Origin of the sequence: Novosphingobium sp. G106, assembly GCF_019075875.1 — a bacterium.
Taxonomy (GTDB): Bacteria; Pseudomonadota; Alphaproteobacteria; order Sphingomonadales; family Sphingomonadaceae; genus Novosphingobium.
Genome location: NZ_JAHOOZ010000001.1, coordinates 5976870 through 5989624 on the forward strand (window position 1 = coordinate 5976870; position 12755 = coordinate 5989624).

The following is a 12755-nucleotide window of genomic DNA, read 5'->3' on the forward strand; positions in this document are numbered from 1 at the left end:
CGGAAGATAAATCCAATGTTTAACGACCGATCCTCACTCCCGGCCTTCTTCGCCACGCGCCGCTCGGGCAAGGCGCGCGACATGGTCGCGCCGGGGCCCGATGCGGAGCAGATGCGGCGGATCCTCAGCGCCGCTATCCGCGTGCCCGATCACGGCAAGCTGGCACCCTGGCGCTTCGTGGTGATCGCACCCGGGCAGCGCGATGCCTTCGCTGACCTGCTCCACCGCGTCTACCGCGAGACGCAGGGGGAGCCGACCGCGCGCGACAGCGCCGCGACCGAGGAGTTCGCCCGCCAGGCGCCCGCGCTGGTCGTGGTCGTCTCCACCGCCGATCCCTCGGCAAAGATCCCCTTGTGGGAGCAGGAACTGTCCGCCGGCGCCGCCTGCATGAACCTCCTCGACGCGGCCCATGCCGAGGGCCTCGTCGGTTGCTGGCTCACCGGCTGGGCCGCCTATTCGGATACAGTGCGCGCGGCCTTTTCACCGACGGGCCGGATCGCCGGTTTCCTATTCCTGGGCACCCCGGGCCGCGAGTTGCAGGAGCGGCCGCGGCCTGACTACGCGGACGTGGTGTCCGAATGGTCCCCGCCTGCCTGAACTAGTCGCCGTCGAGCAGGTTGCCGAACCCGCCGAGGATCGAGCCTTCGCCGCGGTTCTGGCCGCCGGTGCTGCCGGCCGCGGCGAGCATCCGTCCGGCGAGGCGGGCGAAGGGCAGCGACTGGATCCAGACCTTGCCCGGCCCGCGCAGCCGCGCGAAGAACAGGCCCTCGCCGCCGAACAGCGCCGAGCGCACACCGCCGGCACCGATAATGTCGAAATCGACGCCGGGGGTATAGGCCGCGAGGCAGCCGGTATCGACGTGAAGTTCCTCGCTGGCGCGCAGCTCACGCTCGACGATCGTGCCGCCCATCTGGACGAAGACCCAGCCGTCGCCTTCGAGCTTCTGCATGATGAAGCCCTCGCCGCCGAACAGGCCGGTCATGATCTTGCGCTGGAACTGGATGCCGATCGACACGCCCCGCGCCGCGGCGAGAAAGCTGTCCTTCTGGCAGATCAGCGTGCCGCCGAGCTCGCTGAGTTTGATCGGCAGGATCGCGCCAGGGACGGGGGCGGAGAACGCAACGCGCGCCTTGCCGGTGCCGTTGTGGGTGAAGACGGTGGTGAACAGGCTTTCGCCCGTGACCAGTCGCTTGCCGGCGCCGAGCAGCTTGCCCATGAAGCCGCCGCCCTGGTCGGCGCTGCCGTCGCCGAACACCGTGGTCATTGCGACGCTGGCATCCTTCCAGACCATCGCCCCGGCCTCGGCCACCGCGCTCTCGCCGGGATCGAGCTCGATCTCGAGGAACTGCAGTTCCTGGCCCTTGATCTCGAAATCGATGTCATCGGCGACATTGGCGTTGCGGCTGTGGTGAGACCAGGGGCTCGACGACATGGGGGGCTTCCTTCTGAAGGGTTCGCGCGGTCTATCGGCGAATAGGGTTACGGAAAAGCGACGGCGGCTTCAGCGCTCGGCGAAATGCTTCGCTGCCGCCTCGAAATGCCGGCGCGGGTTGTCGATGAACATAGTGTCGAGGTCGCGCTGGCTGACCCCCGCCTCGAGCAGGGCGGGGATAACGTCGTCGTGGATATGCAGGTAGTTATGCCGCGGCATGGCCCGGTGGTAATCCGCGACATCGGGAAAGAAGTCCGACCAGGCGCAGCAGTCGTGCGACAGCGCGATGTGCTTCACATAGCCGCGCTTCACCATTTCCACGATCGTCGCGACGCGCTGTTCCATGGTGATGGCGAACTCGACGCCGAAACGGTCCATGCCGAGCAGCGAGCCCTTGTCGGCGAGCTTCATCAGGTAGTCGATATTGTCGGTATCGCCACAGTGGCCGATGATCACGTCCTCGAGGTTCACGCCCTCTTCGGAGAGCACCTGCTGGACGATCAGCCCGCTTTCGATCTGCGGCGCGGTGTGAACGGTGATCGGCGCGCCGGTCAGCACATTGGCCCGCGCCACCGCGCGCATGATCCGTTCGACGCCCGGCCGCAGGCCCTGCATGTCGATCGCACACTTGAGCTCGCCGGCTTTCAGCGTGGTGCTGCCGATGCCCTCGGTGATGTCGCGCACGAACAGGTCGACCATCGGCTCGGGGCGGTCGAGCAGCAAGCCGGGGCCGTGGAACTGGAACGGTCCGGGCACCGCGTCGAAGGTATAGGCGCCGGTCGAGACGATAATATTGAGATCGGTCAGCGGTGCGACCTTGGCGAGGCTGGGCACATGGCGGCCGAGGCCGAGCACGGTGAGGTCGATGATCGTGTCGATGCCGCTGGCCTTCAGCGCGTTAAGCCGCGCCGCGGCGTCAGTGATCGTCCTGTCCTCGAAGAAGTCCTGCCGGTAATTGTAGGTGTACTCCATATCCATGAGGAAGATGTGCTCATGGATCAGCACGCGGCCGAGCGCGGCGCTGTCGATAGCCCCTCGCAGGGTCTGGACTTCAGACATGGTGAGAAGCTCCCTTGAGCCGTACCCGGCTGGGCGGCGCGGCGAACCAGCGGTTGCAGATGCGCGTCATCACCGATTGCTCGGCGAAGCCCAGCCGTTCGGAGATACGCGTGAAGTCGAGCCGGGTCTGCTGCAGGTAATAAAGCATCGCGTCGCGGCGCACCTCGTCCTTGATCTTCTGGAACGAGGTTCCTTCGCTGCGCAGCTTGCGGTGCAGCGTGCGTGGATGCAAATGGAGCTCGGCGGCGACATGGTCGTTGGTGCAGAGCTCCGAGCCGAGATGCTGGGTGATCACCCCGCGCACCTGGGCATGGAGCGGCGGCAGTTGCCGTGAGAAGGCGTTGTCGATGAAGGCGGCGACTTCGGCGAAGGCGGCTGCATCCGGATTGATCACCGGGCTCGCGAGATCGGCGGCGGAGAACAGCACGCCGTCCTCGTTCTGGCCGAAGCGCACCTCACAGCCGAAATAGCGGCGATAGGTCTTGAGCGGCGAGACCGGCTGATGGCGGAAATGGACGCGGCGCACGCGGGTATGGCCGCCTGTGATTTCCAGTGCCGCGAGATGGCCGATGAGGATGATCTGCTCGATCAGCTGCGCCTTTACCGGCACGCCGTCGAGCAGGATGTCGTGCGCCGAAAAGGCGCCGCCATCGGGCAGCCGCGTCAGACGGATGCGCGCGGCGAGGCTGTGGGCATAGGTGTGCTCGCTGACATAGGTCAGTGCCTCGCCGAAGGTGCGCGAATTCTTCATGGCGAGGCCGAGCGGGCCGAACATGCTGCCGCCGCCCTGCCTTTCGGCGAGCTGCAGGCCGAAGTCGGGGCATTGCAGCTCGGCGGCCGCCAGTTCCAGCAGGTGGATTGCCTGGCGATAGCTCGCTTCCTCGGTGCGGCGCGGCTCGATCCCGGCGCGCAGCAGCAGGTCGCGTGCGTCGCCGCCCAGCTCTTCCACCAGCTCGGGGAAGAACCGCAGCATCTGCGCATGGACGGTATCGAAAACCTCGGTCACGTTCGGACATCCTCGCTCGCCTGTCGAGCCGATTTGTCCGAAATGGTCAAGCGCTGGTTCTGCCGCAGGCTGTAGGGTCTGATGATACGCTGGCCCCCGGAGTCGGGGACGAAGCCGCTTGGGAGAGAATGATGGACACCGAAGCCGACGACCTTCGCGCGCTGCTCGACCGTGACCGCATCCGGCAATGCCTCGAACGCATGGCGCGCGGCGAGGACCGCCGCAACGGCGAGATGATCAAGGCCTCTTGCTGGCCCGATTCGGTGACTGACTACGGCGTCTTCAAGGGTGATTTCGACGCCTACTACGCCTGGGTCATCCCCGGCGCCGACGCGATCACCAATACCCAGCATGTGCTCGGCCAGAGCTACATCGAGCTCGACGGGACGCGCGCCCGCGTCGAGACGCACGTCGTATCCTACCACCGCGTCGACATGGGCGCCGAGGAACGCGATACCTGTATCGGCGGGCGCTATCTCGACGTCCTGGAAAAGCGCGGGTCCGAGTGGCGCATCGCCGAACGCACGATGCTCTACGACTGGTACCAGGACTGGGGCGTGTCGATCGACTGGTCGCAAGGCGTCATGGGACTGCCGCTGAGCCAGGAATGGTTCTCCGGCCGCGCCAATGGCGATTACAGCGCCACTTTCTTCGCGAAGGGAGCGAAGTAATGGGAGCACTGACCGGCAAGGTCGCGATCGTCACCGGCGCCAGCCGCGGCATCGGCAAGGGTATCGCTCTGGTGCTCGCCGAGCAGGGCGCGACGGTCTACGTCACCGGCCGCACGGTGACCCCGGGTGAGTTCTACCTGCCCGGCACGGTCGGCGAGACAGCGGCCGAATGCACCAAGCGCGGCGAGGCCGAGGGCGGCAAGGGTATTGCGGTCGCCTGCGACCACGGGAACGATGAGCAGGTCGCGGCGCTTTTCGCCCAGGTTCAGGCCGAGCAGGGCCGGCTCGACCTGCTGGTCAACAACGCGTTTCAGCTTTCGGACGACCTCATCGTGCCCAAGCCCTTCTGGGAAAAGCCGCTCTCCAACCTCGAGATGTGGCAGGTCGGCGTCCGGTCGAGCTTCGTCGCGGCCTGGCACGCGGCGCAGATCATGGTGCCGCAGGGTTCCGGGCTGATCGTGGCGATCTCAGGCTATGTCGGGGTGACCTACACCTTCGGCGTGGTCTTCGGCTCGGCCAAGTCGGCGGTCGACCGTATGGCGCGCGACATGGCGATCGAGCTGGAGCCGCACAACATCGCCTCGGTCTCGCTCTGGCAGGGACTGACCTTTACCGAGAAGGCGCATTACAACATCAATGCCAATCCCGATATGAAGGGGCAGACCGTGACCAACCCCGACGTCGGCAGTTCGGTCGAGCATCCGGGCCGTGTGATCGCGGCGATGGCGGCGGACGACAAGATCATGCGGCTCTCGGGCGGGACTTTCATCACCGCCGAAGCAGCGCAGCTTTACGGCGTCACCGACACCGATGGGCGTGTGATCCGCTCGCTCCGCGCCGAGCGCGGCTCGCCGATCTGGCAGCCGATCCGTGCGCATGGATATGGCAATGGACGCTAAGCTGGCCGCGCTGCTCGACAAGCAGGAGATCCTGGAGGCGCTATCGCGCTTCAGCCGCGGCATGGATCGGCTCGACCGCGAGCTCTACCTGTCGGCTTATCATGCCGATGCGGAGATGGCGGCGGGCCCCTTCGTCGGGCTGGCGTCCGAATGCGCCGACTGGTCCTTTCCGATGCACGAGGAAGGGCAGATTTTGACCCACCACGCGCTGCTGAACACGACGATCGACCTCGACGGCGACACCGCGCATACCGAGACCTACTATCTCTTCGTCGCCCGCAACAAGGACGAGAGCCTCGTTCAGGCAGGCGGGCGCTACATCAATCGGTTCGAGCGGCGCGCCGGCGAATGGAAGATCGCGCTTCAGACGAACGTGATCGAATGGGCCGGGCTGCTCCCCGCCATACCGATCCCGTTCTCCGACGTGCCCGACGTCTACGGCAACGGCGCGCCGGCGCGCGACAGGACCGACCCCTCCTACCGCCGCCCACTGACCAATTTGCGTGAAAGGAAGATTCCTTGACCGAAAAGCGCTTCGACGGCCGTGTCGCCGTCATCACCGGCGCGGGCAGGGGCCTGGGCCGGGCCTATGCGGAGTTGCTCGCCAGCAAGGGCGCCAAGGTCGTGGTCAACGACAACGGTGCGGCACTCGCCGGCACCGGGTCCGATGCCGGTCCCGCCCGCGAAGTCGTCCAGGCGATCAAGGCCGCGGGCGGCGAGGCCGTTGCCTGCACCGAAAGCGTCACCACGCGCGAAGGCGGCCAGGCGATCGTCGACGCGGCGATGGACAGCTTCGGCAGGATCGACGTGCTGATCCACAATGCCGGCAATTCGCTTTTCGCGCCGCTGGGCGAGATCAGCTACGAGGATTTCCGCAACAGCCTCGACATCCATCTGCTCGGCGGCTTTCACGTCGTGCAGCCCGCATTCCGGCACATGCTGAAGGCGAACTATGGCCGGATCGTGCTCACCGGCTCGATCGGGGGTCTCTACACGATGCCCAACACCGTGCAGTACGCGGTCTCGAAATCGGGCCTGATCGGGCTCAGCAACGCCGTGTCGATCGAGGGCGCCGAGCACAATATCCGCTCGAACATCATCCTCCCCGGCGCGGTCACGCGCATGGGCGAGGGGATCGACACGACGGGGTTCCCGCCGATGGGGCCGGAAATGGTCGCGCCGGTGGTCGGCTGGCTGGCGCATGAGGACTGTGATGTCTCGGGCGAGCTTTACATCTCGGTCGCGGGGCGCGTGGCCCGTGCTTACTTCGCCGAGAGCGAAGGCATTTATCTGCCAGACTGGACGATCGACGCTGTCGCCGAGAACATCGACGCGATCCGCAAGGGCGGTCCCCAGTGGATACTGCCGCAACAGACGGGCTTCGCCGATCATCTGGCGCGCAGCTTCGAGATGACGAAAAAGGGCTGACTTTCACCAGCCCTTATGTTCGCAGATATGAAGGCCAAGGCGCCTCGCCCCCGGTAGGGCGAGGCGCCGAAGTTTTTAGGCTGCCATCGACGACGACGTGGACGTGAACGTCGCGCCGAGCTGAGTGCCCAGGCCCTGCATCGCGCTGATGGCGGCGACGGCGATGAGCGCCGCGATCAGGCCATATTCGATAGCCGTCGCGCCGGCATTGTCGCGCACCAGTTTACGGAAAAAACGCATAATCAACTCCCCTGAAAGACCCGTGTTTCCCAGGGCAGGAAGCTAGGAGTTGTGTGTTGTTTTGAACTGTAGAAACTTGGTTAAGCCGCCGGTGCCTCGGAAGGGTGGCCCCCCCTCCGGCCGGACCGGTAAGCTGTTATAATTCCCCGATTGGCCCGACGAGCCTCTCGCCGAACTCGGCAAATATCGCATTAATTCCTCCGATATGGAGGGGAATCTCACCGCTGGAAGCTACATTGAATTCGGTAACGCCCGCGTCGCGATAGCGCTTGAGGTCGTCGAGTGCGGCATTGCCGTAGACGATCTTGACGATGCGCAGCGCATCAGGGTCGCGGCCCTCGGCGCGGGTCATGGCCTTGAGTTCGCCGATCACCCGTGGCGCGTCCTCGACCGGCAGGTTGTAGGGCAGCCAGCCGTTGCCGCTCCTGGCGACGCGTCGCATTGCCGGCTTGCTCTCGCCGCCGATCAGGATCGGAATGCCGCCGGGCCGCACCGGCTTGGGATAGCAATAGGCCGCGTTGAACGCGAAGAACTCGCCTTCGAACGAAGCGGCGTCCGCCTCCCAGAGCCGGCGCATGGCCGCGACCATCTCGTCGGTGCGCCGACCGCGGGTGCGGAAATCGACGCCCATCGCGTCGAAGTCTTCCTTGGCCCAGCCGGCGCCGATGCCGAGGATCACGCGGCCTTGGCTGAACTCGTCGAGCGTGGACAACTCTTTCGCCAGCAGCACTGGATTGCGCTGCGGCAGGACGAGGATGTTGGTGCCGATCTCCATTGTGGTCGTCGCCGCGGCAAGCCAGGTCATCGCCACGACCGGCTCGACGAAGGCGTCACGCGGATTGACCAGGGCGAACTCCTCGTCGTCGAACTGCAGCGGCGCGTCGGCGCTCTGCTCGGGCGCTTCCTGGCCCGAGCCGCCGGCATAGGGATAGGTCGACTCGGGATAGTCGGCGAAGAGCACGACGTGGTCCGGTATCCAGTAGTGCGCGAAACCCGCGGCTTCTGCCGCGCGGGCCGAATCTCGGAGATACTCGCCGCTGGCATAGGGGCCGATGCCGCCGCAGGTGATCCCGACCTTCATCGCGTCCTCTCCTCATGACGCTTGGCAATGGACCTTGGGTGCCCTAATCCTTGGGAATTATCAAGCAATCCGAGCGGGCTATACGTGACCGAGAAGGCAAAGCGAATTTCCGAAACTGCAAGCGGCGGTGAAACCGCGCTGATCCTGGCGGCCGAACGGCTTTTCGCCGAGCGCGGGATCGAGGCCGTGGCGCTGCGGCATGTCAACCAGGCGGCGAACCAGCGCAACATGTCGGCCGCGCACTATCACTTCGGTTCGCGCGAGGGGCTGGTCCATGCGGTGCTGATGTATCGCTGGCCCGACCTCGACCGCCGCCGCGGTGAAATGCTCGAGGGACGATCGGGTCGGCGGGACCTGCGCTTCTATCTGGAGGCCTTCGTCCAGCCGCTGATTGAGGAACTGCAGCCGCGCGACGAGGGTAACTTCTATATCCGCTTTATGCAGCAATATGAGCGCTTTAGGCAGGACTACTCGGTGGCTCGCGAACTTACACCGGTCAGCGTCGAGATCTACGATCGCATTGAGAGCCTGATCGCCTACGTGCCCGCCGAGGTCCGCCGGCTGCGCATCGGCTACCTGATCAACATGATCCATTCGGTCCTGGCCATTGCCGAGGAACGGCTCGGCAAGGGCGAGGTCGCGGCGAGCGAGATCGCGCTGATCGGCGCCAATCTGATCGACATGTGCGTCAGTGCTCTGACGGCGCCGCTGTCGCTCGATACCCAGGCGCTGCTTCCCGGGGAGCCAAGCGCGGTGCACTGAAGGTCAAGTCGCGGCGATCGGGGCTGCTTGACTCTGCTATTAATTCCATAAGATTATTTGATACGAGAGGAGAGAGTCGGTCATGGCTATGCTGGAGGGCAAGGTTGCCCTGATCACCGGGGCGGGCACGGGCATCGGCAAGGGCACGGCGCTGATGTTTGCCGCACAGGGCGCGCATGTCGTCATCGCCGCGCGCCGCGAGGGGCCGCTGCAGGAGACCTCCGCCCTGGCACCCGGGCGCATCTCCTATGTCCAGATGGACCTCAACAGCCACGACGACCGGGCGCGGGCGCTCCAGACCGTGATCGACCGCCACGGCAGGCTCGACGTGCTCGTCAGCAACGCCGGCGCGCAGCTCTGGAAGAGCTTCGAGGATACCAGCGACGAAGAGATCGAGGACATCTATCAGACCAACCTCGCCTCAACCGTGCGCTTCATAAAGCAGGCGGTGCCCTATCTCGAAGCGAGCAAGGGCAATATCGTCATCGTCTCATCGACCGCGGGGCGCTACACGCTGAGTCCTTCGCAGTGGCTGTCGGTCTACGGCGCCTCGAAGGCCGGGCTCAACCAGTTCACTCGGTCGGTGGCGCCCGAGCTCGGGCCCAAGGGCATTCGCATCAACGCCGTCGCGCCGGGCCTGACCCGCGGCGAATATGCCGACGGCAGCCGCTCGTTCGACGAGCCGGAAACCAAGGCCTGGGTCCAGTCGGTGACCCCACTCGGCCGCATGGGCGAGCCAGAGGACATCGCCAAGGTCATAACCTTCATGGCTAGCGACATGGCCTCCTGGGTCACGGGGCAAGTGCTCGACGCCAGCGGCGGCTGGCAGATTTCAGCAGGTTGAGCGGATCGGGTTTGAGGAGAGCCGAGATGAGCGAAGGCAAGGCAGTTCTGGTCACCGGCGCGGCCGGCGGCATCGGCCGCGCTACTTGTGAGCGGCTGGCGGCCAATGGCTGGCAGGTGCTCGCGGCCGACTATGATGCTGGCAAGCTGGCCTGGGCCGAAGGCAAGGCGAACATATCCGCAATCGCCGTGGATGTGTCGTCCGAAGCCGACAACGCCCGCATGGCCGCCGAAGCGCAGGCCCGGTTCGGCGGGCTCGACGCAGCCGCGCTAAATGCGGGCATCGGCGGCGGCGGGTCGATCGACGATCTGCCCTTTGCCGAGTTCCAGCGGATCCTCGGCGTCAATCTGGTCGGCCCCGTGCTCGGCGTACGCGCGGCTCTGCCGTTGCTGCGTAAGCGCGGCAACGGTGCCATCGCGATCACCTCTTCGACGATGGGCGTGGCCGGCGATTCCGAGAACTGGGCCTATTCGATGACCAAGCATGCGCTGATCGGGCTCGTCCGCAGCCTGGCGCGCGAGATCGGCTGGGAGGGCATCCGCATCAACGCGCTCTGCCCCGGGCCGACCAAGACGGCCATCGCCGGCATGGAAGGCATGGACGGCGTGGTCGAAGACAATCTGCCGCCGCACTACCATGTGCTCAAGCGGCAGGTCCCGCTGCAGCGCTGGGCCGATCCCGACGAAATGGCGAGCGTGATCGAGTTCCTGATCTCGCCGGCTGCTTCCTACGTCAACGGCCACGCGCTTGTTGCCGATGGCGGGGCCGTGACGGGCAGCGGCCTGATGGCGCCCAAGGCGAGCGCCGCACCGACCTATCCCGCAGATCTCAAGGAACAGGCATAACGCGATGAGCGACGACACCACTGCCATGTCCCAGGACAATTTCGTTCCTGTGGCCGAGACGGCCAAACGCGCGCCGGCCGACTTCTCCTCCGACGAGACTGCGCTGGCCTATGCCAATGGCGAGCTCGACAAGCTCGTAGAGTCGATGCGTTACTCATTGAAAAAGCAGATAGTCGGCTGGCCTGACGACGACCGCGAGCTCAACACTTACGAAGCCCTGCGCCATCTCCTGCGCAACATGAGCTTCGGCCATGCCGCCCATGTCGAGGGCGACTACGGCAACCCGACCTTGACCAAGATGGGCGGCACCAACCGGATCCAGTTCCAGCTCCAGTCGACCGACTGCAACTATCACTCGGCGATCCTGCACGGCGCCTATAGCTATCGCCTCAAGGGCTATCGCGGGACCTGCAGGGTGTTCCAGATGAGCACTTTCAACAGCCATTCGTGCGACTTCGTTGGCGGCTGGAAGATGATCGGCAACATGAACAACGTCGACACGCCGAAGCTTGCCGCGGGCAAGGAGATCGACGTCGTGCTGAGCCACAAGAAGCCAGCCGATCTCGGCGATGCGCTTTGGCTGGAGCTGCCCGAGGGCCGTTGCGAGCTGCATCTTCGCCAGTACTATGCCGACTGGTTCGGCGAGGAGCCGGCGAGCCTGACGCTGACCTGCGAGAACCAGATCTTCCCGCCGCCGCTGCTTGACCGGGAAAGCTCGGAAACGCGGTTCAAGCGGCTTGTCGACCTACTGCGCGTCCATGCCGATTTCTGCGAGGCGGGAGTCCGGCAGCACCTCAACTCGCCGGCCGATCGGATCGGTCGCATGATCGTGCCCGGCGCCTTCGCCGGCACCGACTATTTCTCGGGCTATTTCCGCTGCAAGTCCGACGAGGCGGTGATCATCGAGATCGACAAGCCCGACTGCGAATACTGGAATGTCGAGCTCGCCCAGCTGCAGTGGGAGCCGGGCGACTACTGGGCTCGGCTGGTCAACTACAACCTGGCGCAGGTCCACTACGAGGCCGACGGCAAAGTGCGCTTCATCGCCAGCTGGAGCGATCCCGGCCTGCCGAACTGGTTCGATTGCTCGGGCCGCAACCTCCACCTGATCGGCTTCCGCTTCTTCGAGGCCAGGTCCGAGCACGGCGAACCCCGCGTGAAGACGGTGCCGCTTGCCGAGCTATCCAATCACATCTCAAGCGACATGCCGCGGGTCACGCGCGGCCAGCGGCAGGCGCAGATGGAGCAGCGGCTCCTCTCGGTCTACCGACGCCGTTTCAACGACTTCTGATAGGGACCGCCGACAATGGATGAGCTGGCACGGGCCAAGCAGGCCTTTACCTTCGAGCCTCTGCTCGACGCGGCCTTTGCCGAGGCGGACACGGGCGCAAAAGCGTTTCGAGACGAGGGCTTCTTTCCCAACCTGCGCAAGGTTCTGGAGATTCCGCACAACATCGACATCTCGCTGCGCGGCGTGCAGATCATGCAGGCGAATTCGCTGCGCTTTTTGGTCAACCGGCTGCGCTGGGAAGCCGATGTCGCGAAGCATCCCGAGATCCTAGACGAGGACGTCGACGATCCGATCGTCGTCCTTGGCCTGCCGCGCAGCGGCACGACCAAGATGCAGCGCTTCCTGTCGGCCGATCCCAGCCTGCAGGCGACGCCGGCCTGGGCGATGTGGAATCCGGCACCCTTTCCCGGCGAGCAGCGCGGCGAGGCTCATTTGCGGCGCGACTGGGCCAACCGCATGATGAATGCAGTGACCAACACGGGCGAGACCTACCAGAAGATGCACGAATTCGCTGCCGACGAGGCCGAGGAATCGAGCTTCATCCCGATCATGAACTTCGACTCGATCGGCCAGTTCATCACCGCGCCCGACTACAAGTACCTCGAATGGTTCCGCTCGCGCAGCCGCGTGCCCTCGCAGGCCTATCTCAAGGAGATGCTCAAGTATCTCCAGTGGCAGCAGGGCGGCAAGAAAGGCCCCTGCCTACTCAAGAATCCCTGCAATACCGGGGAGTTCCTGGAAGTCCTTGAGGTCTTCCCCAAGGCCACTTTCGTGATGTCGCGGCGCGACATCTACAAGACCATGGGCTCGTCGATGCGGATGGGCACCGAGATATTGCAGAACACCTTCGATCCGCTCGACCCCAAGTTCGTCGGCCAGTACACGGTCGACAACTGGGCCTACGAGACCAAGCGTTACCTGCAGCAGCTCAAGGACAAGGGGCCTGAGGTGCGGCTGCTCGAATGCGACTACAAGACCAGCATCGCCGACGGCATCAGCGTCGCGCGTGATCTCTACGACCTGGCCGGCTTGCCCTGGACCAGAGAAGGCGAGGCGGCGATGCGCCAGTGGGACATCGACAACCCGCGGCACAAACTGGGTTCCTACGGCTACGACCTCGAGGATTACGGCTGGTCCGAGGAAAAGATCGCCGAAGCCTTCGGCCCGGTCGCCGAGGAATGGCGCGGCAAATAGGAG

General features: G+C 65.0%; 15 protein-coding genes. 10 read left to right on the plus strand and 5 right to left on the minus strand.

From position 1 onward, the window contains the following. Positions 1–15 precede the first annotated feature (15 nt). The gene (locus KRR38_RS29105) at positions 16–597 is read left to right on the plus strand and encodes a nitroreductase (protein WP_217406881.1); all 582 of its coding nucleotides are present in this window, start codon (positions 16–18) and stop codon (positions 595–597) included. A gap of 1 nt (position 598) precedes the next feature. On the opposite strand, the gene KRR38_RS29110 is transcribed toward KRR38_RS29105, so the two are convergent. The 3 genes from KRR38_RS29110 to KRR38_RS29120 form a co-directional block, all read right to left on the minus strand. Next, the gene (locus KRR38_RS29110) at positions 599–1432 is read right to left on the minus strand and encodes a TIGR00266 family protein (protein ID WP_217406882.1); all 834 of its coding nucleotides are present in this window, start codon (positions 1430–1432) and stop codon (positions 599–601) included. Positions 1433–1501: 69 nt separating this feature from the next. Beyond that, positions 1502–2491, minus strand: coding sequence for a phosphotriesterase (locus KRR38_RS29115; protein WP_217406883.1), 990 nt, complete (start codon positions 2489–2491; stop codon positions 1502–1504). Further along, positions 2484–3497, minus strand: coding sequence for an AraC family transcriptional regulator (locus KRR38_RS29120; protein WP_309141169.1), 1014 nt, complete (start codon positions 3495–3497; stop codon positions 2484–2486). Before KRR38_RS29120 ends, KRR38_RS29115 begins: the two co-directional genes overlap by 8 nt. Positions 3498–3628: 131 nt before the next feature. Between KRR38_RS29120 and KRR38_RS29125 the strand changes: the two genes are divergently transcribed. From KRR38_RS29125 to KRR38_RS29140, 4 genes are read left to right on the plus strand one after another with little or no spacing between them, the layout of a single operon-like run. Next, on the plus strand, positions 3629–4168 hold the full coding sequence (locus KRR38_RS29125; protein ID WP_254515026.1) for a nuclear transport factor 2 family protein: 540 nt from the start codon (positions 3629–3631) through the stop codon (positions 4166–4168). After that, on the plus strand, positions 4168–5067 hold the full coding sequence (locus KRR38_RS29130) for an SDR family NAD(P)-dependent oxidoreductase (RefSeq protein WP_217406885.1): 900 nt from the start codon (positions 4168–4170) through the stop codon (positions 5065–5067). Before KRR38_RS29125 ends, KRR38_RS29130 begins: the two co-directional genes overlap by 1 nt. Next, on the plus strand, positions 5057–5590 hold the full coding sequence (locus KRR38_RS29135; protein ID WP_254515027.1) for a nuclear transport factor 2 family protein: 534 nt from the start codon (positions 5057–5059) through the stop codon (positions 5588–5590). Before KRR38_RS29130 ends, KRR38_RS29135 begins: the two co-directional genes overlap by 11 nt. Beyond that, on the plus strand, positions 5587–6495 hold the full coding sequence (locus KRR38_RS29140; RefSeq protein ID WP_217406887.1) for an SDR family NAD(P)-dependent oxidoreductase: 909 nt from the start codon (positions 5587–5589) through the stop codon (positions 6493–6495). The genes KRR38_RS29135 and KRR38_RS29140 overlap by 4 nt, the downstream gene beginning before the upstream one ends. Before the next feature lie 75 nt (positions 6496–6570). Here the strand turns inward: KRR38_RS29140 and KRR38_RS29145 are convergent, their stop codons facing one another. Then, complete coding sequence (locus KRR38_RS29145) at positions 6571–6735, minus strand: Flp family type IVb pilin (protein WP_217406888.1); 165 nt, start codon at positions 6733–6735, stop codon at positions 6571–6573. 136 nt (positions 6736–6871) lie between these two features. Then, positions 6872–7816, minus strand: coding sequence for an LLM class F420-dependent oxidoreductase (locus KRR38_RS29150; protein ID WP_217406889.1), 945 nt, complete (start codon positions 7814–7816; stop codon positions 6872–6874). A gap of 84 nt (positions 7817–7900) precedes the next feature. Here KRR38_RS29150 and KRR38_RS29155 point away from each other — a divergent pair, with 84 nt between their 5' ends. The 5 genes from KRR38_RS29155 (at position 7901) to KRR38_RS29175 (ending at position 12752) form a co-directional block, all read left to right on the plus strand. Beyond that, on the plus strand, positions 7901–8578 hold the full coding sequence (locus KRR38_RS29155; protein ID WP_217406890.1) for a TetR/AcrR family transcriptional regulator: 678 nt from the start codon (positions 7901–7903) through the stop codon (positions 8576–8578). 82 nt (positions 8579–8660) lie between these two features. Further along, a complete protein-coding gene (locus tag KRR38_RS29160) occupies positions 8661–9422 on the plus strand; it encodes an SDR family NAD(P)-dependent oxidoreductase (RefSeq protein WP_217406891.1) in 762 nt (253 codons plus the stop codon). Positions 9423–9448: 26 nt separating this feature from the next. Continuing rightward, entirely contained in the window at positions 9449–10267 is an 819-nt protein-coding gene (locus tag KRR38_RS29165) for an SDR family NAD(P)-dependent oxidoreductase (RefSeq protein ID WP_217406892.1), read from the plus strand. A 4-nt stretch (positions 10268–10271) separates the two neighbouring features. After that, positions 10272–11558: a hypothetical protein gene (locus KRR38_RS29170; RefSeq protein WP_217406893.1), complete on the plus strand. Its 1287-nt coding sequence runs from the start codon at positions 10272–10274 to the stop codon at positions 11556–11558. A 15-nt stretch (positions 11559–11573) separates the two neighbouring features. Beyond that, a complete protein-coding gene (locus KRR38_RS29175; RefSeq protein WP_217406894.1) occupies positions 11574–12752 on the plus strand; it encodes a sulfotransferase in 1179 nt (392 codons plus the stop codon). Positions 12753–12755: the final 3 nt, after the last annotated feature.

What these genes read in the sequence shown, in the direction of transcription:
- KRR38_RS29105 (WP_217406881.1), top strand. Translation starts at nt 16, where the DNA reads ATGTTTAACGACCGATCCTCACTCCCGGCCTTCTTCGCCACGCGCCGC.
- KRR38_RS29110 (WP_217406882.1), bottom strand. Translation starts at nt 1,432, where the DNA reads ATGTCGTCGAGCCCCTGGTCTCACCACAGCCGCAACGCCAATGTCGCC.
- KRR38_RS29115 (WP_217406883.1), bottom strand. Translation starts at nt 2,491, where the DNA reads ATGTCTGAAGTCCAGACCCTGCGAGGGGCTATCGACAGCGCCGCGCTC.
- KRR38_RS29125 (WP_254515026.1), top strand. Translation starts at nt 3,629, where the DNA reads ATGGACACCGAAGCCGACGACCTTCGCGCGCTGCTCGACCGTGACCGC.
- KRR38_RS29130 (WP_217406885.1), top strand. Translation starts at nt 4,168, where the DNA reads ATGGGAGCACTGACCGGCAAGGTCGCGATCGTCACCGGCGCCAGCCGC.
- KRR38_RS29135 (WP_254515027.1), top strand. Translation starts at nt 5,057, where the DNA reads ATGGACGCTAAGCTGGCCGCGCTGCTCGACAAGCAGGAGATCCTGGAG.
- KRR38_RS29145 (WP_217406888.1), bottom strand. Translation starts at nt 6,735, where the DNA reads ATGCGTTTTTTCCGTAAACTGGTGCGCGACAATGCCGGCGCGACGGCT.
- KRR38_RS29150 (WP_217406889.1), bottom strand. Translation starts at nt 7,816, where the DNA reads ATGAAGGTCGGGATCACCTGCGGCGGCATCGGCCCCTATGCCAGCGGC.
- KRR38_RS29160 (WP_217406891.1), top strand. Translation starts at nt 8,661, where the DNA reads ATGGCTATGCTGGAGGGCAAGGTTGCCCTGATCACCGGGGCGGGCACG.
- KRR38_RS29165 (WP_217406892.1), top strand. Translation starts at nt 9,449, where the DNA reads ATGAGCGAAGGCAAGGCAGTTCTGGTCACCGGCGCGGCCGGCGGCATC.
- KRR38_RS29170 (WP_217406893.1), top strand. Translation starts at nt 10,272, where the DNA reads ATGAGCGACGACACCACTGCCATGTCCCAGGACAATTTCGTTCCTGTG.
- KRR38_RS29175 (WP_217406894.1), top strand. Translation starts at nt 11,574, where the DNA reads ATGGATGAGCTGGCACGGGCCAAGCAGGCCTTTACCTTCGAGCCTCTG.